Here is a 24,499-nt window from a genome sequence, read left to right as displayed (position 1 = left end):
CCCTCCTAAATGTCTCCCACGGCATCTCAATGGATGCACATTTGTATTTTTGTGGTATACCACTATTATGCGTGGTGCAAGATGGAGGCTGGGTGTGATCGGAAACGGCAAGGTGCAAACGGTGAGTGGGTTTGTCGATACGGGAGAACTCGGCAAGACGCTGATGCACGAGCATATTCTCTGCGATCTCACGTCGAAATCGAAACGGGTGCCGGCCGAAGACGAGGTGGTGATAACGCTCGAGAATGTGTTCGACGTCACCTATCGGCCGAATGATTACCCGGGAAACCACCGATTGCAGGATGTCGATATCGCGCTGAGGGAGGTCGGCCGATATGCCGGGCAGGGCGGAGGAACGATCGTCGAGATGACGACAGGTGGCCTGGAGCCCGATCCCCTTCGTTTGCGAAGGATCAGCGAAGATACCGGCGTCAACATCGTTCTCGGCGCCGGCTTTTATACCGAACCCTATCAGGACGAGCAGACGCTGCGCCTCGATGCGGAACAGCTCGGTGAGATCATGGTCGCGCAGTTGACCGAGGGTGCATGGGGAACGGATGTGCGTTGCGGCATCATCGGCGAAATCGGCTGCTCATGGCCGTTGACACTCTTTGAGATGCGATCCTTGCAGGCGGCGGCTCTGGCCCAGAGACAGACGGGCGCATCGATTACCGTGCATCCCGGCCGCCACCCGGAAGCGCCCGGGCAGATCCTCGATATCCTTGAACGCGCCGGTGCAGATCTGACGCGCACCATCATCGACCACATGGAGCGCACCTATACCAGCGTAGAGCAGGTGCTTGCGCTGGCAAGTCGCGGCTGTGTCGTCGAATACGACTTTTTCGGTATCGAACAGTCACGATACTGGCTGGGCCAAGCCGATCTGCCCACGGACTGGATGCGCATCTATGACATAAGACGGCTCTTCGAGGCGGGCCTCGGGTCCAATGTGGTGATATCGCAGGATATCTGTACGCGCTCGCGGCTGCAGTCCTATGGCGGGCACGGCTATGGTCACATCATGACCAATGTGATCCCTCTGATGCGCGATCGCGGCTTCAGTCCGGCGGAGATAGACATGCTCCTCGTCGAGACGCCGGCGCGCCTCCTCACCCTGGCCTGATGGCCTGCGCCCGAGCCTGCCCGATTTACTCGTTGATCACGATGTGCATTCGGGCAAAGGCGATGAGGCTCTCGATATGGGCCGCCACTGCATGATGCGCAGCGATGGGATCCTTTCGCTGCAAGGCGTCGATGATGACGAGATGTTCGGTGGAGTCGGGTTTCAGGCGATCCTTGAGCTGGCCAATCTCGAACAGCCGGGTCGTCGCCCTGAGGCTGCGAAGGACGCCCGCCATAACTTCGTTGCCGCAATAGTCGATAATCAGATTGTGCAGGTGATCGTCCGAGAACCAGTGTGCGTCGGTATGGTAGGCGGTCGCCCCCATGAGTTCGTCGATCTCGCGATGAACTTCGACGAGCTTGCGACCCGGGATATTGTTCATGGCCTCGACTGCGGCTTGGGGCTCGATGAGGAGACGCAACTTCAGGCTCTGGATATACTCGCCGATATCCACATGGCGGACGACGTAGTTGCGCCCGTCTCCCTTGTGAACCAGCCCTTCGCCTTCGAGCCTTTGCAGGGCTTCGCGCAATGGCGTACGTGAGACGCCAAGGGTCTCGGCAAGGCGTGCTTCCACGATCACGTGCCCGCCTCCAAGGCGCCTATGCCGGATCATGTCGGACACGGCATTGTAGGCGAGGGCCGCCAACTTGTGGCCGCCTTCCTTTGCCGTCCTGCCGATTTCGAGATGTGCATCAGCCTCAGTCACGATGCATCTGGCCTCCAAGCCCTCATGGTGCTTTGATCCCTCGATATTTGCCTAAAGGGTTTTCTTGCGACAAGCCATGGTCCATACCGGGCTTGGATGTCAAATGGCTTGGAGTGGACGACAAATGGACGAAGCCGCCACGGCTGACCGAAGTCTTGCGGACGAAACCTACAGGAGCTTGCTCGAAGAAATTCTGTCGGCGCAACTGAGCGGAGGCGCCGTCATCCAGGAGCGCCGCCTTGCCCTGCGCCTGGGCGTGTCCCGGTCGCCGATGCGCGATGCGCTCGGCCGCCTCGAAGGGCAGGGACTTCTGGTTCGCAATGCCAAGGGCGTGCTGACGGTGAAGGTCATCACCCTGGCCGATTACCTGAACAGCATTGCCGTGCGCCTCCTGATCGAGCCGAGCGCAGCTGCCCAGGCATGCAACGCGATTTCCACGGAGACGCTTCAGACCTTGCGCGGCATGCTGGAGGCGATCGATGCAGACCCGGATCCAGCGCCGGCATTCATCTGGGAATTCGATGACGCCCTTCACAATGGGATCGCCTCGGCGAGCGGTAATCGGTTCCTGGCGGATATCATCGGCCAGATGCGGCGATACACGACAATCTTCGAGCGCCAGCGCAAACTGGCACAGCGCAAGCCCGGCCTCGCGGACCACCAAGCCATCCTGACGGCGTTGAACGAGCGCGACGGTGAGGCGGCCCGCAGTGCAATGACCCAGCATCTTGAACATATCCGTCGCAACGTTCTTTCGACCTACTGACTGACAGGCGCCGAGGCGGCCTGTTTTCTGCATTGTCATCGAATTTTCGCCTGTCCGGCACGAATGACTTGCGGTTGGGCAAATTTTGTGTATGAAATTGGTATACCAATTGAATGCGAAGCTCAAGACATTCAAGGGTTGGTCCGCCAGAAGATCAAAAAACACCAGAGGTTCTCATGTCATTCCGTATTGTCTCCGTTGCAGCCGGACTGCTGCTCACCACCACCGTTTCCGCATATTCGCAGACCTGCACCCCCAAGGTTGCCGACAGCGAACTCGTCAAGCCCGGCACCCTCGTCATGTCGACGAACCCCACCCTGCCGCCCTTGCAGTTCGTGGATTCCACGGGCGAGCTGAAGGGCATGCGCGTCGAACTGGGCACGGAAATCGCCAAGCGCCTGTGCCTCACCCCGGAATATATTCGCATCGAGTTTTCGGCGATGATCCCTGGTCTTCAGGCCGGGCGCTGGGACATGATCAATACCGGCATCTTCTTCACGCCCGAACGTGCAGCCATGATGCAGATGATCCCCTACGAAGACCAGGCGATCAGCATCTCGGTCTCGACCGATAATGAAGCCGTCAAGGCCAAGGAAGATCTTGCCGGCATGCGCATTGGCGTGGAAATCGGCGGCTTCGAGGAAACCAAGACGAGGCTTCTGGATGAGGAGCTGAAGGCTGCGGGCAAGGAAGGGCTTGCAATCCAGACCTTCGACAACTTCGCGCTCGCCTATCAGGCGCTTCGTGCAGGCCAGGTTGAAGGCGTCGTCTCGATTGACGGTGTCGCGAAGGAATATGATGCCCGCGGTGACTTCCGCCGCGCCATCAGCGGTCTCTATCCTGCCCCTGTTGCCGTTGCCTTCAAGAGCGTCGCGCTCTCGGACGCGGTTTCGACCGTTCTTCAGGAAATGAAAGCCGATGGTTCGCTCGGAAAGCTCTTTGATGCCTACGGGATGCCGATGGTCGCCGGTGACTACGCGGTCAAGGGCCCGGGTCGCTGATCCTCGGCAGTCCAGTCTCGAAAACGGGTGTCGGCAAACGTCGACACCCCCACCACTGGAGCAATCCAGCTGACGTGGGAAGCCGGTTTTGCGTCAGGAACAGCGTAAAACAGAGATGGAACATCGAAGGCGTCCCGTCTTCGCCGAAAACGATCTAGAAAGGCCCCGGTATGTCATTTTGGAGTTGGTCAGGCTTCTTCGACTATCTCGTCAATCCGTTCATCCTCGGTGGCGTGGTCACCACGATCTGGTTGACCTGCGTGTCGCTGGTCGCAGGTTTGATCCTCGGCTTCGTCGTCGCCCTGATGCGCCGCTCGAGGCTGCGCCTGCTCAGAAGCGTGGGTTGGTTCTACATCTGGATCTTCCGCGGCACGCCGCTTTTGGTGCAGTTGATCGTGATCTACACGGCCCTGCCGCAAATGGGGCTGCGCTTCTCTGTCGTGGAGGCCGCCCTGATCGGTCTTGCGTTGAATGAAGCGGCTTATCTTGCCGAAATCATCCGCGCCGGGATCGAGGCGGTGCCCGAGGGGCAATCGCGTGCGGCCAGGGCGTTGGGCATGACCGAGCGCAAGATCATGCGCTACATCGTGATGCCGCAGGCCTTCAAGGTGATCATCCCGCCGCTCGGAAATTCCGTGAACGGCTTGCTCAAGACGACGTCGGTCACATCGGTGATCTCGATGGAAGAACTGCTGCGCCGGACACAGGTTCTCATCCAGGAGAAGTTCATGGTGCTCGAACTCTTCGCCGTTGCAGCCATCTACTACCTCCTGCTGACAACCGTGTGGGACTTCATACAGAGGCGCATCGAACGGCGTTTCGGCCAGTCGACGGCCCCCGTCCAACTCGCAGAACAGCGCTGATTTCAACAAGGGAATTATTTCTATGTCCAAGACGTTTCGCGGTGTCTTCACCGTGATGATCACGCCTGTCGATGAAGACGGCAAGGTCAACCTGCCGGCATTGACCGCTTTTACGGACTGGCAGATCCGCGAAGGTATCCATGGTCTCATCCCGCTGGGCTCGACCGGCGAGTTTTTGTCACTCTCCGAGCAGGATTGGGAAGCTGTGGCGCGCACGGTCATCGAGACCGCCGCCGGCCGAGTTCCGGTTCTGATCGGCACCGGCGCCGAGGACACCCGCGAAGCCGTCCGTCTCAGCCGCAAGGCTCAAGCCCTGGGCGCGGATGGCGTCATGATCATTCCACCCTTCTACTCGACGCCGACGGATGACGAGATCGTCAACCACTACAGGACGATCGCCGCCTCCATCACCATCCCGATCATGGTCTACAACAATCCGGCAACCTCCAACGTCGATCTCAAGCCTGAGCTTCTTGCCCGGATCGCGGAAATCGAGGGTTGCGACTACGTCAAGGAATCGACCCTCGAAGTCACCCGCATTCGCGACATCGTCCGCCTGGCCGGAGACAAGATGACCCCGTTCGGTGGCATTCTCGGGTTCGAATCCTTCGTCATGGGAGCCGAGGGCTGGGTGGCTGTGGCGTCGAATGTCGCGCCTTCTGTTATGGCACGCATTTTTACGCTCGCTGCCGACGAAAAGAAGTACGACGAAGCCCGCGCTCTCTATCTGGAATGGCTGCCGATCATCCAGGCGGTCGGTGGACAGGCCTATGTCGCAGGATCCAAGGCGCTGCTCAACCATATGGGCTTCTCGGCAGGCTCACCGCTTCCCCCGCGCCTTTCTCTCCCCGCTCCGCAAGATGCCGAGATGAAGGCCCTTGTCGCGCGTTACGGACTGCGGTTCCAGTAAACGCGCGTTGGAGTAACCCTATGACAGCCTCGATCTCGGAAGACGGAAAGCAGACCCTCATCATTGATGGGACGCGATTCAGCGTCGAGCCGGGGCTGTCCGTTGCGGCCGCGTTGACGAGCCTCGGCCGCACCGACTTTTCGACGGATGCCGCAGGCGCAAATCGTGGCCTGTTCTGCGGCATGGGCGTCTGCAACGACTGTCTGGTGACCATCGACGGAAAAACCAGCCAGCGATCCTGCATGACACCTGTCGCGGATAGCATGCGCATCGACAGGCAGCAATCCAGGCCGGATATTACAGCAGCCACCCTCGAGGATTTGCGACCCGTCCCGGAACGTCTTGCTACACTCGCCGTCGATGTGCTGGTCGTAGGGGCAGGCCCCGGTGGTCTTGCGGCGGCCGTGGCAGCCGCCGAGGCCGGTGCATCCGTCACCATCCTGGATGAACGCCACACGCTGGGTGGCCAATTCTACAAGCAGCCCAACACGCCCACCGCGCGCAAGGCCCTCGAAAACGACCGGCAGGCCGCTGATGGGCGGGACCTGATCGCTCGGGCCCTGTCGCTCGGTGTCCGCATCTTGTCGGACGTCACGGTCTGGGGCGCGGCGCGTGATGAGAATTCCGCGACGGTGATTTCCTGCCTCGGGCCCGAGGGCGCCTTCTACTGCCGCCCGCGCGTCCTGGTGATTGGAACCGGCGCCTATGAACGGCCGCAGCCCGTGCCCGGCTGGACCTTGCCGGGCGTCATGACGGCCGGCGCGGCCCAGACGCTTCTGCGAAGCTACGGGACATTGCCGGGCAGACGCATCCTGATTGCCGGAAACGGCCCACTCAACATTCAGGTTGCGACGGAAGTCATCAAGGCAGGCGGCGAGATTGTCGCCCTGGCGGAGCGCGCCCGCGCGCCATGGAGCAGGCCTGCCGAGGCCGTCGGGCTTCTGCGGCATGATCCTGCCCTGGCGATCAAGGGCATGCGCGAGCTCGGGCGCCTGCAACGCGCCGGCGTCAAGATCGCATGGCAGTCGCAGATCACGTCCCTGCGTGGCGATGGTCACGTCGAGAGGGCCATTCTGACGGGCCCCGGCGGCGAGGTCGTCGTCGAAGCCGACACGGTGTTGCTCGGCGGCGATTTCACCTCTTCCAGCGAATTGTCACGCCTTCTCGGCTGCGCCCATACTGTGGAGCCGGACGGTCGCTTCCGCGCCGTCTGTGATGACACCGGAATGAGCTCGCTCCCCGATGTCTATATCGTCGGCGAGGCTGTGCGCTTCGGCGGTGCGCATGTCGCGCTTGCGGAAGGCAGACTGGCTGGCCTGGCCGCTGCGGCACAGCTCGGGCTCGAAGCCACGCCCGATCGCGCAGCTGCGAGGAAACTCGGCCGGGCAAAGACCTTCCAGGCAGCCCTTTGGCGGCTGTTCGAACCATCGACGCCGAAGTCGCTACCGCCGGATGATGCCTTGGCCTGCCGCTGTGAAAGCGTGTCCATGGGAACGCTGCGAGAGGCGGCCAGACACGGTCCCCCCGATATCGCCACGCTCAAGAGACTGACGCGCGCCGGCATGGGCCGCTGCCAGGGGCGCTATTGCGCATCGACGCTCACCGCCTTGACGGGGCAGCCGGTCAGCGCGACGGTCGGCGTTCTCGCGCCGCAAATTCCGCTGAGGCCGGTGCCGTTGGCGTCACTCGCCGTCGAAAAGCCCGAATGGGGCGGACACAAGCGCGCTCTTCTCCCGGATCGCCCGCCCATTCCCCACCCCGAGCCTCTTCCGTTGAAAAAGGCTTCGGTCGTGGTGATCGGGGGCGGGATCGCAGGACTTTCGACCGCTCTCTTCCTGGCCGAAGCCGGCGAGGACGTGGTGGTTCTGGAGCGCGGGTTTCCCGGCGGCCTTGCCTCCGGCGGCAATGCCGGAAGCCTGCATGCGCAACTCCTCTCCTTCGATCACGGCACGCGGGCCGAAGGGGGCGGCGGTCCCGCCGCCCGCAGCCTGCCCTTGCAGAGGGACTCCATCACGCTCTGGCAAGCGCTGGAAGGCCGCCTCGGCGTCGATTTCGAGATGAAGATCACCGGTGGCCTGATGGTCGCCGAGACGGAGGCGCAGATGCGCTTCCTGGAGGACAAGACGCGTCTGGAGCGCGACAATGGCATCGATTGCCATGTCGTCGGCAAGAACGATCTTCAGGCGCTCGAGCCCGCCTTGTCACCGGCAATGATTGGCGCCTCCTACTGTCCCCAGGAAGGCAAGATCAACCCGCTCGTCGCCACCCGCCATATCCAGGATGCCGCGATTGCAGCCGGCGCCCATGTCTTCGACCGAACCGAGGTCGTGTCGATCGATCGGGAGGCGGACGGATTTGCCGTCACTACCTCGCGCGGTGTCATCAGGGCCGGCCGGATTGTCAACGCCGCAGGTGCCTTCGCGTCGCGCATCGGCGCCATGCTTGGTCTCAACGTACCGGTCTTCGGCGCGCCTCTGCAGATGGTCGTCACGGAAGCAGCAGCGCCTGCAATCAGTCACCTCGTCGCCCATGCTGATCGCCACCTGACGCTGAAACAGGCCGCCAACGGCAATTTCCTTATCGGCGGAGGATGGACGGCGGGCCTCGACCCATTTCACAGCCACCCGCGCCCGATGTTTTCGAGCCTTGAAGGCAATCTTTGGGTCGCCCAGCACGTCGTTCCCGGCCTGCGCAAGCTGCATGTCATCCGCAGCTGGGCGGCAATGAACATCAATATCGATGGCGCTCCGATCCTGGGGCAGCATCCCGGCATGCCGGGCTTCTTCAACGCCGTCACGTCGAACGGTTACACACTCGGGCCGCTCGTCGGCCAGTTGACCGCAGCACTGGTCCGCGATCGTGATCCGGCGCGCGACCTTTCGGCCTTTTCCATTTCTCGCTTCCAAGGAGGGCAGCCATGATCGAGATCGACGGTATCTTCAAATACTATGGTCACCACGCCGTACTCAAGAATTGCTCCACGCGCGTCTCCAAGGGCGAGGTTGTCGTCGTGTGCGGCCCATCCGGCTCGGGCAAGTCCACCCTCATCAAATGCGTCAATGCACTGGAGCCTATTCAAAAAGGGTCGATCCGGGTCGATGGCATCGAGGTCAGCGATCCCTCGACGGATCTGCCCGACCTTCGCTCCCGCATCGGAATGGTCTTCCAGAACTTCGAGCTCTTTCCGCATCTGACGATCGAAAACAACATCATGCTCGCCCAGCGTATCGTCTTGCATCGCAGCGAGACCGAAGCCCGCAAACGCGCCATGGATCTGCTTGATCGGGTCGGCATGACGGGCCATGCGCACAAATATCCCGGCCAGCTTTCGGGCGGCCAGCAGCAGCGCGTGGCGATTGCGCGCGCCTTGGCGATGAACCCCAAGGCGATGCTGTTCGACGAGCCGACCTCGGCACTCGATCCCGAAATGATCTCCGAAGTCCTGGACGTCATGACGGGCCTCGCGCGCGAAGGCATGACGATGATGGTCGTCACCCATGAAATGGGCTTTGCGCGCAAGGTCGCGACCCGCGTGGTCTTCATCGACCAGGGCGAAATCGTCGAAGACCTGCCGACCGACGAATTCTTCGACAACCACACCAATCCGCGCACTGAGGCTTTCCTCAGCAAGATCTTGCATCACTGAGGTGAACACATGAGCGAATTCGACCTGATTGTAAGAGGCGGCACGATCGCAACCGCCTCGGACGTCTTCTTGGCAGATCTTGGTATCCTCGACGGCCGGATCGTGCAGATCGGCGAGAACCTGACCGGCGCCGGAAGGATCATCGACGCATCCGGAAAATATGTTCTGCCCGGCGGCATCGACAGCCATGTCCACGTCGCTCAGCCTTCGGGCGAGGGCATCGTCATGGCCGACAGTTTCGAAAGCGGAACCCTGTCGGCCCTGTTCGGCGGCAACACGACCGTCATGCCGTTCTGCCTGCAGGAAAAGGGTCGCCCCCTGCGTGAGGCCTTGACCGCCTATCACGCGCTTGCACAGGGAAATTGCTATATCGATGTCAGCTTCCATCTCATCGTCAGCGACGCCAGTGACGCCCTGATCGGGCAGGAGCTTCCGGCACTTGCGGCCGACGGCTACGCGTCGTTCAAGGTCTTCATGACCTATGAGGACCTGCGCCTGAGTGACGCCGACATTCTGAAGACACTCGATGTGGCGCGCGAGACCGGCGCGACGGTCATGGTCCATTGCGAAAACGAGGATGCGATCCGTTTCCTGATCGGCCGTCATGAGCGGGCAGGGGAGGTTTCCCCCCGGGCGCACGCCTCGACGCGCCCCGTCGCAGTCGAGCGCGAAGCGACCCATCGTGCCCTGTCCCTGGCGGAGATCGTCGATGTTCCCATTGTCATCGTCCATGTGTCCAACGGCGAGGCGATGGAAGAGATTGCCCGCGCCCGCGCCCGCGGCGTGAAGGTCATCGGCGAAACCTGCCCGCAATATCTCATGCTGACGGCCGATGATCTCGACGGCATGGATTGGGAAGGCGCAAAATTCGTCTGCTCACCGCCGCCGCGAGACAAGGCCGCACAGGAAGAATGCTGGCGGGGGATCGAGACCGGGGTCTTCGACCTGTTTTCCTCGGACCATTGCCCGTTCCGCTATGCCGACGAGCAGGGCAAGCGCAATCCCCGGGGCCTGAAGAGCTTTCGCCACATCCCGAACGGCATACCCGGCGTCGAAACGCGACTGCCCATCCTGTTTTCGGAGGGTGTGATGAAGGGCCGGATCGATCTTCCGCGCTTCGTCGCGCTTGCGGCCACCAATCACGCCAAGACCTACGGCCTCTATCCGCAAAAGGGCACGATCGCGATCGGCTCCGATGCGGACATCGCCATCTGGGATCCGAGCGAAAGCCGGACGATCCGACATGTCGATTTGCACGACGCCGCCGACTACTCACCCTATGAAGGTATCGCCGTGACCGGCTGGCCGACCACAGTGATCCTAGGCGGCCGCATCATGGTCGACGAGGGAAAGCTGGTCGGCGAAAAGGGTGCCGGTGCCTATCGCCCGGCAAAGCCCCGTCAATCAAGGCACAACACGAACACTATGGAGATCTGATCATGAAACTGAAAGTCACCGCCGGCCCATTCGTCTTCGATGCTGTTCTCGAAACGGAGAAGGCGCCTCAGACCAGCAAGGCTTTCCTGGAGCGTCTGCCCTTCGATGGTCAGATCGTCCATGTCCGCTGGTCGGGCGAAGGTGTCTGGATTCCGCTCGGCGATTACAGCTTCGGCGTCGGCTATGAGAACCACACCAGCCATCCGGCCCCGGGCCATATCCTCCTCTACCCGGGCGGCATCAGCGAAACCGAAATCCTGCTCGCCTATGGCGGCGTCGATTTCTCGTCGAAGATGGGCCAGCTGGCCGGCAACCATTTCATCACACTGACGTCGAACCTCGACAAACTGCCCGAGCTCGGCAACAAGACCCTCTGGGAAGGGGCACAGCCGATCCGCTTCGAACAGGCGTGATTGAATGCGGGTGGGAGTGCAATGGCTGCGTCGGAGGAGTTTCATGTCTCCCGCCCGCCCACATTTCAGATCGGTATAGAGCGCCAACAGCCGACCGCAATCGACGTCCTGGCCGGGGGACGCGGCGTGCCGGGGCCCTCATTTGGCAGTTCCGACGTGTCGAGATAGGCGAGACGATAGGGGCCGGTGGCGTCTGCCGTCACCAGCCATTGAACTGGATCGAGCCTTTCGACACTATGCCCCTGGTATGCAAAGCCTCGTTTGTGCCTTGTATACAGACGCGCGCTGCGTTCTAAGCTCTCGGAAGCGATTGTCTGGCGTACAATACTGTGGGGAGGCCAAGAAGTGACGATTCCCTTCAAGCGAATGAGCCTGATGGAGCGCAGTGCTCTAACATTTCAGTCCTACCTAAATGGAGACTTTGGAAGGCGCTTCTATACGGATGAATTTCTGTCCGGGATCTGTAAAACCAGATACGAGATTCACATGGCCGTCGGAAAAGCGGCCGGCTTCTTGGGGGCCTCCAGTTTAGCGTTGGCCTACTTCGATCTATTGCCGCAAAAATTAACCATATTTTCCAACCAGATTGCAGTTTCGCAATCTATGGTTCCCATATTGAATGTGTTCGCGGCAGCGGCATTTTTGAATTTTGTAATGAAGTTTATCGAAGGCCTTCTTATCGACAGGTACATTTCGCGGATAGGTCAAAATATTGATATATATTCGTTTGATCTTTTTCTCTTGGATAAGAGCCCAGTGAATATTTGGGTCGATCCTCTAACGCCGAGATATTTCGGCGACAGGTCTGGTTTGGCGCATAAGGGTGTGCTGCCCGCTTTAGGTCTTTTAATGGCCATTTTATACATAGGCATCGCCATTCTTATTGTGGCTTTGATTGTTGGGACAGCGGCAAAGGTTATTCTAGGTGATGCTTCCGAGTTGAGTGCGAAACTAATTTCGGCTGCCGCTATCATGTTGATTGCCCTATCTATATTGATAGTTATGGCGTTTAGCGTGAAGTTTAAGTTTCACGACGCCAGGTTTGATGAGTACACGCTTGAGCCAACTAAAGCCTTCAAGAAAGAGCTTGAAGGAGAAATGGGTGCTCAGCCGGTTGATGCTGAATCTGCAAATAACGCGTAACTTCGTGCGGAGAATGAGACGATGCCGGGTGACGAGGCAACCAAAAAGCCACGGCTGAAGATCGGCTTCGTGTTGTCACGGTCGTTCACGCTCTCGGCCTTTGCGCTCTTCATCGATACCATCCGGCTTGCCAGCGACCAGTATGACCGCTCGGGTCGGGTACTTGCCGACTGGCAGGTCATCGGCAGCACGCGGCATCTCATCACGTCGAGCTGCGGCGTGCAGGTGGCGCCCACCAGTGATTTCGTCGATCCGAGCCGGTTCGATTATATCGTCGTGGTCGGCGGCCTGCTCGGCCGTCAACCGACCGTCGACGATCAGACCGTCGCCTTCCTGAAAAAGGCCGATGCCCAGAAGGTGCCCTTGATCGGGCTGTGCACCGGCACCTTCATCCTGGCCGAAGCCGGGCTGATGAAGAACCACCAGACCTGCGTCAGCTGGCTGCATTACCAGGAGTTCCGCGATCGTTTCCCCGATCACGAAGTCCGCTCCGACCGCCTGTTCAATCTCGATCGCCGCCGCGGATCCTGCGCCGGTGGCAGCAGTTCCGCCGATCTCGCCGCCTTCATCGTCCGCCAGTATCTCGGCCATGATGCAGAGCGCAACGCACTCGAAGTCCTGCAGATCGAGAAGGCACGGACGAACAAGGACATCCAGGTCCGCCGGCCGTTGACCATTGAATGCGACGATCCCCGGTTGAAGGCGGTGCTCATCCTGATGGAGCAGAGCCTCGAAAACGAGCTGACCATCGACCAGCTCGCCCGCTCCGTCGGCCTGTCGCGCCGCCAGCTGGAGCGCCTCTTCGCCCAGAAGATCGACGTCTCTCCGGCCCGGATCTACACCAAGCTCCGCATGGAGCGCGCCAAGATGCTGGTCACCCAGACCAATGCCTCGCTGATCGACATCGCGCTCCAGGTCGGCTTCCAGAACACCTCGCATTTCACCCGTGTATTCAAGGGCACCTATGGCCGCACGCCCGGCCAGATGCGCAGCCAGCCCGCCGCCTGACGTCGATTGCTTCAGGTGTTGCTGTTTTAGCGGTGATCCCTGCGACGACATGCAGCGAGATCACCGGCTTGTGAGCGGCGCGGCCCGGTGATATCCGCAGCGGATCTGTCGGGGGATAGAATGACTGAAACGGGCGTCCGGATGAGCTTTGACCGAGCGATACGCATGATCTGCGTCGTCGCATTGGTTCTGCTCGGCCTCGCCCATCGCCCGGTCGCCGCCCCCGCGCCGCAATTCTCCCCGGATGAAATCGCCGCCCTGATGCTGCCGGACGGCAGCCTGCCCGAACTCTGTCTGCCGTCGGACGACGGCAAGGGCAAGCCGCATGCCGCTGCTTCCGATTGTGAAGCCTGCCGCATCTCGGCCGCAGTCCTCTTGCCCGCGCCCGCCGATGCCGTCGGCAAGCGCATGGTCATGACCGCCTCCGTCGTTCTGCCGCAGCTGGCAGAAGCGCATTACCGCCAGCTCTTCCCGCCCGACACCCATCCCCGCGCACCACCCGTCACCACCTGATCGAAGGTCATGGCCGGCGCGTCCTCGCGTCCGGTCACCAGTGTCGTCAGGCCGGTGAGTTTGCACGCTTTGCAGCTCCGGTCGAAATCGGATGTGTGTCATGCTGCAAATCCTCGCCGATCGCGGGCCGTCGCCTGCGTTTCCGCCTGCGTCTTCCTCCATCCCCAAGCCCACCAGAACCACGTCCCTGGCCGGTCCACTTCTGCCGCCGAGGACCATGATCTTCCGCGAAGGCCTCGCCGGCTCCCCGCAATACCGCGTGGTCGATGGATGTGTCGCCACCGCCCAGACCCTGTCTGACGGAAGGCGGCAGATCATCGATCTGATCGGGCCCGGCCGGCTGATCGGCCTTGGGCTCGGTGAACACATAAGATACTCCGCAGAAACCTTGGGCTTCACCCGGCTGGAAGCCGTGACCATGAGCCAGAGCGACCGGGAGCTGGCCCTTGGTGAGATGCTCGAGCGCTCCCAAGGTTTGGTCATGCTCCTCGGTCGCAAGACGGCGCCAGAGCGCGTGGCCTTCGCCCTCCTCGATCTCGCGCGCCATTTCGGCCGCCCGGCGCGCGACAAGCGCCGCCGCGCGATCACCTACCATCTTTATCCGACCCGCGGAGACCTGGCCGACTGGCTCGGTCTGACCGTCGAGACCGTCAGCCGGTGTTTCACCCGCCTGAAGAAGGCGGGGCTCATCGACCTCGAGCGCGGCGATCTCGTCACCGTGCTCGACCCGCAACAGCTTTCGGGCCTCGCCGCTGGCGATCGCCCGCTTTCCTACTGAACCCTCCTCTAAACAGTCGAGACCCAGGATGACCCTCGTTTCCGATCTCTCCCCCGCCAAGGCCGACAGCTCTGCGCTGTCCCGCCGCTTCTACATCACAGCCTGGCGCTGGCACTTCTATGCCGGCCTCTATGTCGCCCCCTTCCTGCTCATGCTCGCCGTCACCGGCCTGACCATGCTCTGGACCGCCACGCTTTTCGGCCGCGACGGCGAAAAGACCTATGTCGTCACGCCCCAGGCGACGCATGCCAGTGTCTCCGCCCAGGCCGAAGCCGCCGTCCGCGAGCTTCCCGGCCAGATCGTGCAATACATCGCCCCGCGCACGGATGAACAGGCCTCGCTGTTCCGGATCAATCAGGGGGAAACCTCCTTCATGGTCGCCGTCGATCCCTACAAGGCGGAAGCCCTCGGCTACTGGCACCGGCGCGACGGTCTCTATGATCTGGCCAGCGCCATTCACGGTACGCTCCTGATCGGCGATCTCGGAGATCGTCTGATCGAAATCGCCGCCGGCTTCGGCATCATGCTTGTCGTCACCGGCCTGTATCTGTGGTGGCCGCGCGACGGCCGTGGCTTGGGCTCTGTGCTCGTCCCGCAGCTCTCCGCCAGGGGCCGCCAGCTGTGGAAGTCGCTGCACATGACGATCGGCTTCTACGCCTCGCTCTTCCTGGTCGTCTTCCTCGTTTCGGGTCTCACCTGGGCCGGCATCTGGGGCGAGAAGATGACCCAGGCCTGGAGCACCTTCCCGGCGGAGAAGTGGGACAACGTCCCCCTCTCGGACAAGACCCATGCCAGCATGAACCATGGCGGCATCAAGGAAGTCCCGTGGACGCTCGAGCAGACGCCGATGCCAGCCTCCGGCTCCGCAGCGGGCGTCACCGGTACGCCGGAAGATGAACCCGTCACTCTCGATGCCATCGCTACGCTCGCCCGCACCCTCGGCTTCGACCAGCGCTTCCAGCTGGCTTTCCCAGGCGACGAAACTGCCGTCTGGACCATTGCCCGCGACACGATGAGCAATGACAGCGCCAACCCGCTTGACGATCGCACCGTCCACATCGATCAGTATACCGGCCGCATCCTCGCCGATGTCGGTTTCGGTGACTACGGCGCAGCCGGCAAAGCCATGGCGGCGGGTATCGCTCTCCACGAAGGCGACATGGGCCTCTGGAACCTGGTGCTGGTCAATATTTTCTGTCTGTCTATCATCTTCCTCTCGGTCAGCGGTTTCGTCATGTGGTGGAAGCGTCGCCCGAAGGGTGCCGCCCGTCTGGTGGCGCCGACCGTGGGTGCTCCGGGGCCGCTGTGGAAGACCGGCGCCTTCGTCATGCTTGCGACGGCACTGCTTTTCCCGCTGTCGGGCGCCGTCCTCTTGGCAGTTTTTCTCCTGGATATCCTGGTCTTCCGCCACATCGCCCCGCTGAAGAAGGCTTTGAGCTGATCGAGCATCGGCGCCCCGGATTGAGGGGCGCCGCGTCACCTGCTGCCATGTTCCAAAAAAAGAATGGAACAATGGAACCGCTCCGACATTTGCAAAACATGTGCCCGGAGCGCCGACGATCGATGATCGGCACGCCGGCACAATTGCGTTTGATCTTTCAACGGAGGTTTCAGCCCGGTTCATGTGTGGCATTTGTGGAGAAGTGAGATTCGATGGCGCGTCGCCGTCGGTAGCAGCGGTTTCGATCATGGCGGACGTCCTGGCCCCACGAGGGCCGGATTCGGCCGGCGTAATGGTCAGGGGCAATGTCGGGCTCGGCCATCGACGATTGCGCATCCTAGACCTCTCCGACAAATCGCAGCAGCCGATGGTCGATCCCGATCTCGGCCTCTCGCTCGTCTTCAACGGCTGTATCTACAATTTCCGTGAACTGCGCAGCGAATTGGAAGCGAAAGGCTACCGCTTCTTCTCCGATGGCGACACCGAAGTCATCCTGAAGGCCTGGCATGCCTGGGGCCCGGATTGCGTATCGCGTTTCCACGGCATGTTCGCCTTCGCCATCCACGAGCGCGACACCGGTCGCGTGGCCATGGCGCGCGACCGCTTCGGCATCAAGCCCCTGTATCTTGCCGAAATCTCCGGCGGCCTGCGCTTCGCCTCTTCGCTGCCGGCCCTCGTCAAGACCGGTGGAGTCGACACAGCGATCGATGTCACGGCCCTCCATCACTACATGACCTTCCACGCCGTCGTGCCGCCGCCGCGGACAATCTACAAGGGCGTGCGCAAGCTGCCTCCGGCAACCATCCGGGTATACCAGCCCGATGGCAGCTTCGAGGACAAGCGCTATTGGGATCCTGCCTATACGCGCAGCGCCGAAGATGCGCGCATGAGCCGCGAGGACTGGCAGGAGCAATTGCTCGATGCGTTGCGTCTGGCCGTGAAGCGCCGGATGATTGCAGACGTCCCCGTCGGCGTCCTCCTCTCCGGCGGCGTCGATTCCAGCCTGATCGTCGGCCTGCTTGCCGAAGCCGGCCAGACCGGCCTGATGAGCTTCTCCGTCGGCTTCGAAGAAGCCAATGGCGAAAAGGGCGATGAATTCGTCTATTCCGACCTGATCGCCAAACGCTTCGGCACCGACCACCACAAGATATTCGTGCCCTCCGCCGATCTGATGGGCGCGCTTCCCGGCACGATCGCCGCCATGTCGGAGCCCATGGTCTCCTATGACAATGTCGGCTTCTACCTGCTGTCGAAGGAAGTCTCGAAACACATCAAGGTCGTGCAGTCGGGCCAGGGCGCAGACGAGGTCTTCGGCGGTTACCACTGGTATCCGCCGCTGGTCGGCTCCACCGATGTCGTCGGCGATTACGGCCGCGCTTTCCGCGACCGCTCGCATGAAACGCTGACGACCCAGCTGCAGGACCGCTGGATTGCCGACCGTGACGTCAGCGGCGACCTGCTGCGCGAACATCTGCTGCGCTCCGGTGCCGATACGCCCGTCGATCAGGCACTCCGCCTCGACAGCAACGTCATGCTCGTCGATGATCCGGTCAAGCGTGTCGATAACATGACCATGGCCTGGGGCCTGGAAGCCCGCGTCCCCTTCCTCGATCACGAACTGGTCGAACTCGCCGCCCGCATTCCCCCTGAGGAAAAACTCCGCGACGGCGGTAAGGGCATCGTCAAGGATGTCGCCCGCAAGGTGATCCCCTCCGAGGTCATCGACCGCAAGAAGGGCTACTTCCCGGTCCCGCAGCTGAAATACATCGCCGGCCCCTATCTAGACATGCTCCGCGACGCCCTGTCGTCACAGGCTGCCCGCGAGCGTGGCCTCTTCCGCCAGGACTACATCGATCGTCTGGTGGCCGATCCCGCCTCGCATATCACGCCGCTGCAGGGCTCCGAACTCTGGCAGATCGGCCTTCTCGAAATGTGGTTGCAGGCGCAGGAGAACTGACGTGAGCAAGGCCGAGAAGAAGCCCCTGGGCCAATCGCGCAAGCCGCGTCGCGGAAATGCCCTGTCACATCGGTTGACCCGCCTCCGCACTCCCGGCGGCGGCCAGGGATCGACGCCTCGTCTTTCAGATGCTGATGCGCAAAACCGCAACATCGCCCTCGATTGCGGCTGGGGGCGTCTCCTCTTTACCCCGACCTTCGACCGCTATCAGGACCTGCTTGATGCGCTCCGCGAAGAAGCCCCCGACACGCGCGACATCGCCTTTCACGTCGGCGATCCCCATGTCCTGCTGGCCCAGGCGCCGCAGGAGATCTTTCTCGATCCGTCCCATACCTTCCGCCTCGATCTCTCCACCTATCGCGCCGGAGGGCGTCGTCCGAAGGGAGTCACCATCAGGCGCTTTTCGTCCGAGAGCGATGCGGCGGGCATCAATGCGGTTTATGCCAATTGCGGCATGGTCCAGGTGCGCGAAGATTTCTTCGCTGGCGAGCGTGACAACCGCCCAGTCACCTATTTCGTCGCACAGGACGATCTGACCGGCGAGATTGTCGGAACGGTCACCGGCATCGACCATCACCGCCTCTTCGACGACCCGGAGCGCGGTGCCTCGCTCTGGTGTCTCGCAGTGCACCCGCAAGCGCGCCAGCCGGGCATCGGCGAGGGCCTCGTGCGCATCCTCGCCGAACATTTCCACGCACGCGGTCTCGCCTATCTCGACCTTTCCGTCCTGCATGATAACGACAAGGCGATAGGCCTCTACGAGAAGCTCGGCTTCCGCCGCGTGCCCCTCTTCGCCGTGAAGCGCAAGAACGCCATCAACGAGAAGTTCTTCGCGCAGCCGGTCGAAGGCTACGAAGCGCTCAACCCCTATGCCCGCCTAATCGTCGACGAAGCGCTCCGCCGCGGCATCCATGTCGAGGTGACCGATCCCGAGGGTGGCTTCTTCCGGCTGAACCATGGCGGCCGCAGCATTCATTGTCGCGAAAGCCTGTCGGACCTGACCTCCTCTGTCGCCATGTCGATCTGCGACGACAAGGCCGTGACCCGCCGCTTCGCCGAAGCCGCTGGCCTCAGTGTCCCGGAACAACTGTCCGCCGATGCCCCGGATGCCGAAAAACAGGCCTTCCTCGAAAAGCACGGCAAGCTGGTCGTAAAGCCCGCGCGTGGCGAACAGGGTCGGGGCATCTCGGTCGGCATTTCCTCGATGGAAGCATTGCAGGCCGCCATCCGCCAGGCCCGCCAGGTCTGCGACCGCGTGCTTCTGGAAGCCTGCTTCGAAGGCGAAGACCTGCGCCTCGTCGTCATCGACTACAAGCTCGTCGCCGCCGCCGTCCGCCGTCCGCCCCGCGTGGTCGGGGATGGCCGTTCACCCATTCGCAAGCTCATCGATCAGCAGTCCCGTCGTCGCGCCGCCGCCACCGGCGGTGAAAGCCGCATCCCTGTCGATACCGAGACGAAGCGATGCCTCGCCGAACAGGATCTCGATCTCGACAGCGTGCTCGAAGAAGGCCGTGAGATCACCGTGCGCAAGGCTGCCAATCTCCACACCGGCGGCACGATCCACGACGTCACCGCGACCGTCCATCCCGACCTCGTCGATGCCGCCTGCCGGGTTGCCAAGGCCATCAAGATCCCGGTCGTCGGCATCGATTTCATGGTCCATGACCCTGGAAATCCGGACTACGTGTTCATTGAAGCCAACGAGCGGCCCGGCCTGGCCAATCACGAGCCCCAGCCAACGGCCGAGAGCTTCATCCAGCTGCTGTTTCCAGGCAGCCGCGCCCGCGAGCGCCGCAACGCCTGACCACAGGCGTGATCGATACGACCCATAGAGGAAGGGCGGCATTCCGGTGCCGCCCTTCTTCTTTGGGTCTCTCATCACGGCTACTGCGACTCGCCGATCGTATCGGCCATATGCGCGCCCCGATGTCCCATCGGCTCTGCCGGTCCCGTCGTCGTGTCCACTGCCGTCTGATGTTCGAGCTCCGCATTCAGCATGGCACCGACGATCAGGATCACCACCGACAGCCAGGTCCAGAACATGAAGCCGATAAAAGTGCCGAGTGCGCCATAGGTCGCGTTGAAGTCGGCGAAATTCTCCAGATAGAAGGAGAAACCCAGCGACATGATCAGCCAGACGAGCGAGCTCAGCAGCGTGCCCCAGGTGAGCCATCGTAGCTTGGCGTTTTCGCGGCTCGGCCCATAGCGATAGATCATCACGGTCCCGAGCCAGATCACCCCGATCAGGATCGGCCAGCGGATCAATCGGACAATCAGCTCGGCTCGCTCGGAAATGAAGATGATGGACATGATCAGCGGCAGGATCGCGAGCGCCGTGACGATGACGCCGAGAATGGCCATGGCGCCGAGCGTAAAAGCAACGGCAAGGAGCGTGGTATGGAGGAAGCCACGCTTCTCCGCTTCTTCATAGGCAATGTTCATCGCCTCGAAGAGGGCAACCATGCCGTTGCGGGCGCTGAACAGCGAAACGCCGAGACCCACGAGAAAACCGGTGCTCAAGGTGCTGTCGTTTTCATCGGCCAGCGCCTGAAGCTGACCGAGGATCATAGCGACGCCATCGGCGGGCAACAGTTCGGAGAGGAAGTCGAGCCGTCCCGCAATCGTTGTCGGATCGGCGATCAGGCCGTAGAGCGATACAAGTGCTGCAAGGCCGGGAAACAAAGACAGCATCACGTAAAACGAGACACCCGCCGCTGCCAGCATCACCCGGTCGGAAGTCACCCGTGAGAGCAGCCTCAGCGAAACGTCCCACAGGCCACGCACCGGAATGTCGCCGGGACTGCGCGCATCCCGGCCCCGTTCATCGCGGACGTGAGAGGCGGTGGGAGGCGGGGATGAAGGTGTCGCTGGCGGCATGTTGGGCTCCTTGTTGTCAGGGAAACTGGTCCGCATCCCGCCATGTTCCCTGCCGAGGCGCGAGAGGCGCAACGGAACCGTATCAGGCCTGGACCAGTTGGAGACCCGAGTGTTCCACAGGGAGAAAAAACCATGTCCGACGACACCGATCACGAAGTGCCGAACAATCAGCGGCGTAAGGAAGTCGATCCTCATCTGGCGCAGCCCGTGGAAGTGGCCGCGCGCCGGTCGGATGCGGCTGTCGCCGAACATGGTATGTCGAAAGGCGATGAACTGCTCAACATCTACCGGCTGGAACCCATAGCCGGGCCAGACGATCCGCGTTGGGACAATGCCCCCGGTCATGGCGTGGTGACCGTGGCCGCCCGCTCATCGGGAGATGCCCGCCTTGTCGCTGCCTCGCAGGAGCTTGACTATATGGAAATCGACGCCAAGCCTGCTGAGGACGTGACGACCGGAATGGCAAGTGCCTTCCGCTCGGAGAAACTCTACACGGTCATCGAGATCGCGCGTGACAGGCAGGGTCTCACCCGCGGCCTCATCGACGGCGAGATCGGCGTAGACACGATCAGACCCGTGCAGATCTGAAGGCTGGGAGGCACCGAACCGAAGCGCCTTCGCCTGGTTCACGCGGTCGGGGCCTCCATCGACCCCGGCCAGATCCAATGGTATCAGCCTTCGAAATCGCCCTCGGCATTCACCTCGCGCCCGCCGACGATAATCGCCCGCTTGCCGACATGGTTGGCAGCACCGACGATGCCTTCCTGCTCCATCCGCTCGACCAGCGATGCGGCCTTGTTGTAGCCGATGGATAGACGGCGCTGGATGTAGGAGGTCGAGCACTTCTTGTCGCGCAGCACAACCTTGACCGCCTTGTCGTAGAGATCGTTGCCGTCCTCTTCCGCCATGGCGCTCTTGTCGAAGACGGCGACGTCCTCTTCCGGCTCGTCTTCCACGTCGTCGGCATCCTCGGTCACGGTGCCGAGATAATCCGGACGCCCCTGCATCTTCAGATGCGCGACCACCTTCTCCACTTCCTCGTCGGAAACGAAGGGACCATGCACGCGGGCAATGCGTCCGCCGCCGACCATGTGCAGCATGTCGCCCTGGCCGAGCAGGTGTTCGGCGCCCGGCTCACCCAGAATGGTGCGGCTGTCGATCTTCGAGGTCACCTGGAAGGAGACGCGGGTCGGGAAGTTCGCCTTGATCGTGCCGGTGATGACGTCGACCGATGGACGCTGCGTCGCCATGATCAGGTGGATACCCGCCGCACGCGCCATCTGCGCCAACCGCTGGATCGCGCCTTCGATTTCCTTGCCGGCGACCATCATCAGGTCGGCCATCTCGTCGACCACGACGACGATGTAAGGCATCGGCGAGAGATCGAGTTCCTGGTCCTCGTAGACGATCTCGCCGCTCTGCCGGTCAAATCCGGTCTGGACGCTGACGGTGATCGTCTCGCCCTTCTCGCGTGCCTGGGCCGCACGGGCATTGTAGCCGTCGATATTGCGCACGCCGAGGCGGCTCATCTTGCGATAGCGGTCCTCCATCTCGCGCACCGCCCATTTCAGCGCCATCACGGCCTTCTTCGGGTCGGTGACGACGGGGGTGAGCAGATGCGGGATACCGTCATAGACGGAGAGCTCCAGCATCTTCGGATCGACCATGATCAACCGGCACTCGTCCGGCCGGAACCGGTAGAGCAGCGAGAGGATCATCGTGTTGATCGCGACCGACTTGCCCGAACCGGTCGTGCCGGCGACAAGCAGATGCGGCATCTTCGCAAGTTCCGCGATCACAGGCTCGCCGCCGATGGTCTTGCCGAGGCAGACCGGCAGCTTGTAGCGCGTCTCGGCATAATCAGGCGTTTCGATCAGCTCGCGCAGATAGACCGTCTCGCGCACCGGGTTCGGCAGCTCGATGCCGATTACGTTTCGGCCGGGCACGACCGCGACGCGAGCGGACAAAGCGGACATCGAACGGGCGATATCGTCGGAGAGACCGATGACACGGGAGGACTTGACCCCCGGTGCCGGCTCGAATTCGTAGAGCGTCACGACGGGGCCGGGACGCACGTCGATCACTTCGCCCTTGATGCCGAAATCTTCGAGCACGCTTTCCAGAAGACCGGCGCTCTGCTCCAGCGCTTCCGCCGTCATGGTGACGCCGGTCTGGACCGGCGGCATCTGCAGGAAGTCGAGGTAAGGCAGTTCGTATTCGCCTTCGCCCAGCGCTTCTTGCGCCCGGAACAGAGGCTGACGGGGCAGTGCGGCCGAGACGGGAACGATGGAAGCATGGCTTGTCTGAACGGCCGGCGGTACGGCAACCTCAAGCGGCGCGACCGTCTCTAGCATCGGAGTCGACGGCAATACCAAGGTCGAGGCCGTCACGTCACGACGGGCGACTTCCCGGTAGAGCGCCATGACCGATCCGGCCGTCGCTTCGAACGCAGGCTTGCGCGGCAAGGCCATACCGGACCGAGCGGCTGTCGTAAGCGCATCAGGTCGGTAACGAACCACCTCGGCGCGACTTCTGACGGCGGCCTCTGGGGCCCGTGCCGGAATGGTCCGCACTGCCTGGGAAACAGACGGCGCAATTGTCTGACGAACAGCAGGCAGACGAGCCGTCAGAAGCGGCATCGAAACGGCGGGACGCACCATCTCGATGTCTGAAGGCATTTCCACCGGCTCGATCATCGCCTCGAAGAAAATATGATCCGACAGCAGCGCCGCGATCGGCAGCCTCTCCGGTTTCGCCTCTGCCTCGATGACCTGAGGAGCGACCGTTGCAGAAGCTTCGGGCACCTGGGCGGCCGGAGCCGTCATTTGCGCCCAGGCGGCAAAGCCGGAGGTGAATTGGGATGTGGCGCTCGGCACTACCGCTGCCGGTTGGGCCGGCGCGGGCTCCGGCGAGGTCTGAACCGGCGTCCGCAGGAAAGCGTTGCGCACCATGGGTGCCCGCGTCGTGTGGGCAGCCTGCAGGGCGGCCAGCCGCGCGGCCTCGGCCTGCTGCGCCAGCGAGCGCTGCAGATGCGGCGGCACCGAAGCCTCGTTTGCCGGACGCTGAGCCGCGCTCACGGTCGCCGCCTGGGTGCTGGCGAGCACGCTGCGCATGCCCTGGACCAGCGGTGCCGGCTGCATGTTTTGTGGCGCCGGTCCGATCTCGCTGCCGGCGCCGTCTGCGACCGATGCTTCCCAGGCAGCCTGTTCGGCCTGCTGGCGTGCCAGTTCGCGGCGGAGCTTGTAGGTGAGTGCCCGCGCGCCGATGGCGTCCGGCGGCTGCGGCAGCGTCACGGAAGCCGGTACCCGCGTAGCCGGGGGCTGGGGCGCTGGCGCGGCAGGGCCGGTCCGCGGCAGCCCGGCAAAGGGCACCCCGGTCGAAGGCGAGGCCGTTCGCGCAGGTGGTTTGGGCGTGGAAATCTGATGCCGCGTCGGCTGTGCCGTTGGCGCGGGCTGCGGCTGCGGCTGCGGGGCTTGCTGGACTGGGATCGTGCGCGCCGGAGTGCCGGCATGAGTGCTGACGGGTGTGTTCGTCGGCATGCCGGTTGGCTGCGGCGATGCGCTTAGCTCCACCTCGGACTTGGAGGGCGCTCGATCGGGCGTGCGGGTGAAGCGCACATTTGGCCCCAACACGAAGGCCTTCTGCCAGACAGGCGTTTCCTCGCGCCCCTCGATCTGGTTTGCTGCGGATTGATCGGTACCCTGACCGTCGCTCTCCCCTGATTGATTGACCTGATACGCGGAACTGGAACGGGGACGGTGCATCGGAAACCTGAACGCTGGCGGGATACAAGAACGCGAAAACTGAGCTATCTGAGTAGAAAATAAAGGTTAACGACCGCTTTCCGTCCGGCAGAAATCTCTAATGCATGAGCAGGCTCAAAACGCCCGTTTCACCCCTGATCCCGCTGTAGC

Annotated in this window: 20 protein-coding genes; 17 read left to right on the top strand and 3 right to left on the bottom strand. The window is 62.3% G+C overall.

Features of this window, described 5'->3' with window-relative positions; genetic code table 11:
* Positions 1-94: 94 nt before the first annotated feature.
* Positions 95-1,123: a phosphotriesterase family protein gene (locus tag E9677_RS05370; protein ID WP_168801123.1), complete on the top strand. Its 1,029-nt coding sequence runs from the start codon at positions 95-97 to the stop codon at positions 1,121-1,123.
* Between the two features lie 25 nt (positions 1,124-1,148).
* Here E9677_RS05370 and E9677_RS05365 read toward each other — a convergent pair whose 3' ends face one another.
* Complete coding sequence (locus tag E9677_RS05365; RefSeq protein WP_136557014.1) at positions 1,149-1,832, bottom strand: GntR family transcriptional regulator; 684 nt, start codon at positions 1,830-1,832, stop codon at positions 1,149-1,151.
* 124 nt (positions 1,833-1,956) lie between these two features.
* Between E9677_RS05365 and E9677_RS05360 the strand changes: the two genes are divergently transcribed.
* The 15 genes from E9677_RS05360 to ngg all read left to right on the top strand — a co-directional run bounded on the left by E9677_RS05360 (position 1,957) and on the right by ngg (position 19,512).
* Complete coding sequence (locus E9677_RS05360; RefSeq protein WP_136557013.1) at positions 1,957-2,598, top strand: GntR family transcriptional regulator; 642 nt, start codon at positions 1,957-1,959, stop codon at positions 2,596-2,598.
* A gap of 176 nt (positions 2,599-2,774) precedes the next feature.
* The gene (locus E9677_RS05355; RefSeq protein WP_136557012.1) at positions 2,775-3,599 is read left to right on the top strand and encodes an ABC transporter substrate-binding protein; all 825 of its coding nucleotides are present in this window, start codon (positions 2,775-2,777) and stop codon (positions 3,597-3,599) included.
* A gap of 170 nt (positions 3,600-3,769) precedes the next feature.
* Complete coding sequence (locus E9677_RS05350; protein ID WP_136557011.1) at positions 3,770-4,462, top strand: amino acid ABC transporter permease; 693 nt, start codon at positions 3,770-3,772, stop codon at positions 4,460-4,462.
* Between the two features lie 22 nt (positions 4,463-4,484).
* Positions 4,485-5,372: a dihydrodipicolinate synthase family protein gene (locus tag E9677_RS25505; RefSeq protein WP_136557010.1), complete on the top strand. Its 888-nt coding sequence runs from the start codon at positions 4,485-4,487 to the stop codon at positions 5,370-5,372.
* 20 nt (positions 5,373-5,392) lie between these two features.
* Positions 5,393-8,293 carry an FAD-dependent oxidoreductase gene (locus tag E9677_RS05340; RefSeq protein WP_235882852.1) on the top strand — a complete coding sequence of 967 codons (2,901 nt, stop codon included), beginning with the start codon at positions 5,393-5,395 and terminating at the stop codon, positions 8,291-8,293.
* A complete protein-coding gene (locus tag E9677_RS05335) occupies positions 8,290-9,018 on the top strand; it encodes an amino acid ABC transporter ATP-binding protein (RefSeq protein WP_136557008.1) in 729 nt (242 codons plus the stop codon). The genes E9677_RS05340 and E9677_RS05335 overlap by 4 nt, the downstream gene beginning before the upstream one ends.
* Positions 9,019-9,027: 9 nt before the next feature.
* Positions 9,028-10,455, top strand: a complete 1,428-nt coding sequence (gene hydA, locus E9677_RS05330) for a dihydropyrimidinase (protein WP_136557007.1) — start codon at positions 9,028-9,030, stop codon at positions 10,453-10,455.
* Positions 10,456-10,457: 2 nt separating this feature from the next.
* Complete coding sequence (locus E9677_RS05325; RefSeq protein WP_136557006.1) at positions 10,458-10,868, top strand: DUF3830 family protein; 411 nt, start codon at positions 10,458-10,460, stop codon at positions 10,866-10,868.
* A gap of 345 nt (positions 10,869-11,213) precedes the next feature.
* A complete protein-coding gene (locus E9677_RS05320) occupies positions 11,214-12,011 on the top strand; it encodes a hypothetical protein (RefSeq protein ID WP_136557005.1) in 798 nt (265 codons plus the stop codon).
* 21 nt (positions 12,012-12,032) lie between these two features.
* A complete protein-coding gene (locus E9677_RS05315) occupies positions 12,033-13,019 on the top strand; it encodes a GlxA family transcriptional regulator (RefSeq protein ID WP_136557004.1) in 987 nt (328 codons plus the stop codon).
* A gap of 120 nt (positions 13,020-13,139) precedes the next feature.
* Positions 13,140-13,532, top strand: coding sequence for a hypothetical protein (locus tag E9677_RS05310; RefSeq protein ID WP_136557003.1), 393 nt, complete (start codon positions 13,140-13,142; stop codon positions 13,530-13,532).
* A 100-nt stretch (positions 13,533-13,632) separates the two neighbouring features.
* Entirely contained in the window at positions 13,633-14,310 is a 678-nt protein-coding gene (locus E9677_RS05305; protein WP_168801122.1) for a Crp/Fnr family transcriptional regulator, read from the top strand.
* 28 nt (positions 14,311-14,338) lie between these two features.
* On the top strand, positions 14,339-15,751 hold the full coding sequence (locus E9677_RS05300) for a PepSY-associated TM helix domain-containing protein (RefSeq protein WP_136557001.1): 1,413 nt from the start codon (positions 14,339-14,341) through the stop codon (positions 15,749-15,751).
* A 181-nt stretch (positions 15,752-15,932) separates the two neighbouring features.
* A complete protein-coding gene (locus E9677_RS05295; protein WP_136557000.1) occupies positions 15,933-17,708 on the top strand; it encodes an N-acetylglutaminylglutamine amidotransferase in 1,776 nt (591 codons plus the stop codon).
* A gap of 1 nt (position 17,709) precedes the next feature.
* Positions 17,710-19,512, top strand: a complete 1,803-nt coding sequence (gene ngg / locus E9677_RS05290) for an N-acetylglutaminylglutamine synthetase (RefSeq protein WP_168801121.1) — start codon at positions 17,710-17,712, stop codon at positions 19,510-19,512.
* Positions 19,513-19,592: 80 nt separating this feature from the next.
* Here ngg and E9677_RS05285 read toward each other — a convergent pair whose 3' ends face one another.
* Positions 19,593-20,585 (bottom strand): YihY/virulence factor BrkB family protein, encoded by a 993-nt coding sequence (locus tag E9677_RS05285; RefSeq protein WP_136556999.1) that lies wholly within the window; start codon positions 20,583-20,585, stop codon positions 19,593-19,595.
* A gap of 132 nt (positions 20,586-20,717) precedes the next feature.
* Between E9677_RS05285 and E9677_RS05280 the strand changes: the two genes are divergently transcribed.
* Complete coding sequence (locus E9677_RS05280) at positions 20,718-21,173, top strand: hypothetical protein (RefSeq protein WP_235882851.1); 456 nt, start codon at positions 20,718-20,720, stop codon at positions 21,171-21,173.
* An 83-nt stretch (positions 21,174-21,256) separates the two neighbouring features.
* On the opposite strand, the gene E9677_RS05275 is transcribed toward E9677_RS05280, so the two are convergent.
* Positions 21,257-24,349 (bottom strand): DNA translocase FtsK, encoded by a 3,093-nt coding sequence (locus tag E9677_RS05275; protein WP_136556998.1) that lies wholly within the window; start codon positions 24,347-24,349, stop codon positions 21,257-21,259.
* Positions 24,350-24,499: the final 150 nt, after the last annotated feature.

Origin of the sequence: Peteryoungia rhizophila (assembly GCF_004912145.1) — a bacterium.
GTDB classification, from domain to species: Bacteria; Pseudomonadota; Alphaproteobacteria; order Rhizobiales; family Rhizobiaceae; genus Allorhizobium; species Allorhizobium rhizophilum.
This window is presented reverse-complemented; position numbering and strand designations above follow the sequence as displayed.

Excerpts from the sequence above, each read along its gene's own strand:
- E9677_RS05360 (WP_136557013.1), top strand. The coding sequence starts at position 1,957 with ATGGACGAAGCCGCCACGGCTGACCGAAGTCTTGCGGACGAAACCTAC.
- E9677_RS05355 (WP_136557012.1), top strand. The coding sequence starts at position 2,775 with ATGTCATTCCGTATTGTCTCCGTTGCAGCCGGACTGCTGCTCACCACC.
- E9677_RS05350 (WP_136557011.1), top strand. The coding sequence starts at position 3,770 with ATGTCATTTTGGAGTTGGTCAGGCTTCTTCGACTATCTCGTCAATCCG.
- E9677_RS25505 (WP_136557010.1), top strand. The coding sequence starts at position 4,485 with ATGTCCAAGACGTTTCGCGGTGTCTTCACCGTGATGATCACGCCTGTC.
- E9677_RS05340 (WP_235882852.1), top strand. The coding sequence starts at position 5,393 with ATGACAGCCTCGATCTCGGAAGACGGAAAGCAGACCCTCATCATTGAT.
- E9677_RS05335 (WP_136557008.1), top strand. The coding sequence starts at position 8,290 with ATGATCGAGATCGACGGTATCTTCAAATACTATGGTCACCACGCCGTA.
- hydA (WP_136557007.1), top strand. The coding sequence starts at position 9,028 with ATGAGCGAATTCGACCTGATTGTAAGAGGCGGCACGATCGCAACCGCC.
- E9677_RS05325 (WP_136557006.1), top strand. The coding sequence starts at position 10,458 with ATGAAACTGAAAGTCACCGCCGGCCCATTCGTCTTCGATGCTGTTCTC.
- E9677_RS05315 (WP_136557004.1), top strand. The coding sequence starts at position 12,033 with ATGCCGGGTGACGAGGCAACCAAAAAGCCACGGCTGAAGATCGGCTTC.
- E9677_RS05310 (WP_136557003.1), top strand. The coding sequence starts at position 13,140 with ATGACTGAAACGGGCGTCCGGATGAGCTTTGACCGAGCGATACGCATG.
- E9677_RS05305 (WP_168801122.1), top strand. The coding sequence starts at position 13,633 with ATGCTGCAAATCCTCGCCGATCGCGGGCCGTCGCCTGCGTTTCCGCCT.
- E9677_RS05300 (WP_136557001.1), top strand. The coding sequence starts at position 14,339 with ATGACCCTCGTTTCCGATCTCTCCCCCGCCAAGGCCGACAGCTCTGCG.
- E9677_RS05295 (WP_136557000.1), top strand. The coding sequence starts at position 15,933 with ATGTGTGGCATTTGTGGAGAAGTGAGATTCGATGGCGCGTCGCCGTCG.
- E9677_RS05285 (WP_136556999.1), bottom strand. The coding sequence starts at position 20,585 with ATGCCGCCAGCGACACCTTCATCCCCGCCTCCCACCGCCTCTCACGTC.
- E9677_RS05280 (WP_235882851.1), top strand. The coding sequence starts at position 20,718 with ATGTCCGACGACACCGATCACGAAGTGCCGAACAATCAGCGGCGTAAG.
- E9677_RS05275 (WP_136556998.1), bottom strand. The coding sequence starts at position 24,349 with ATGCACCGTCCCCGTTCCAGTTCCGCGTATCAGGTCAATCAATCAGGG.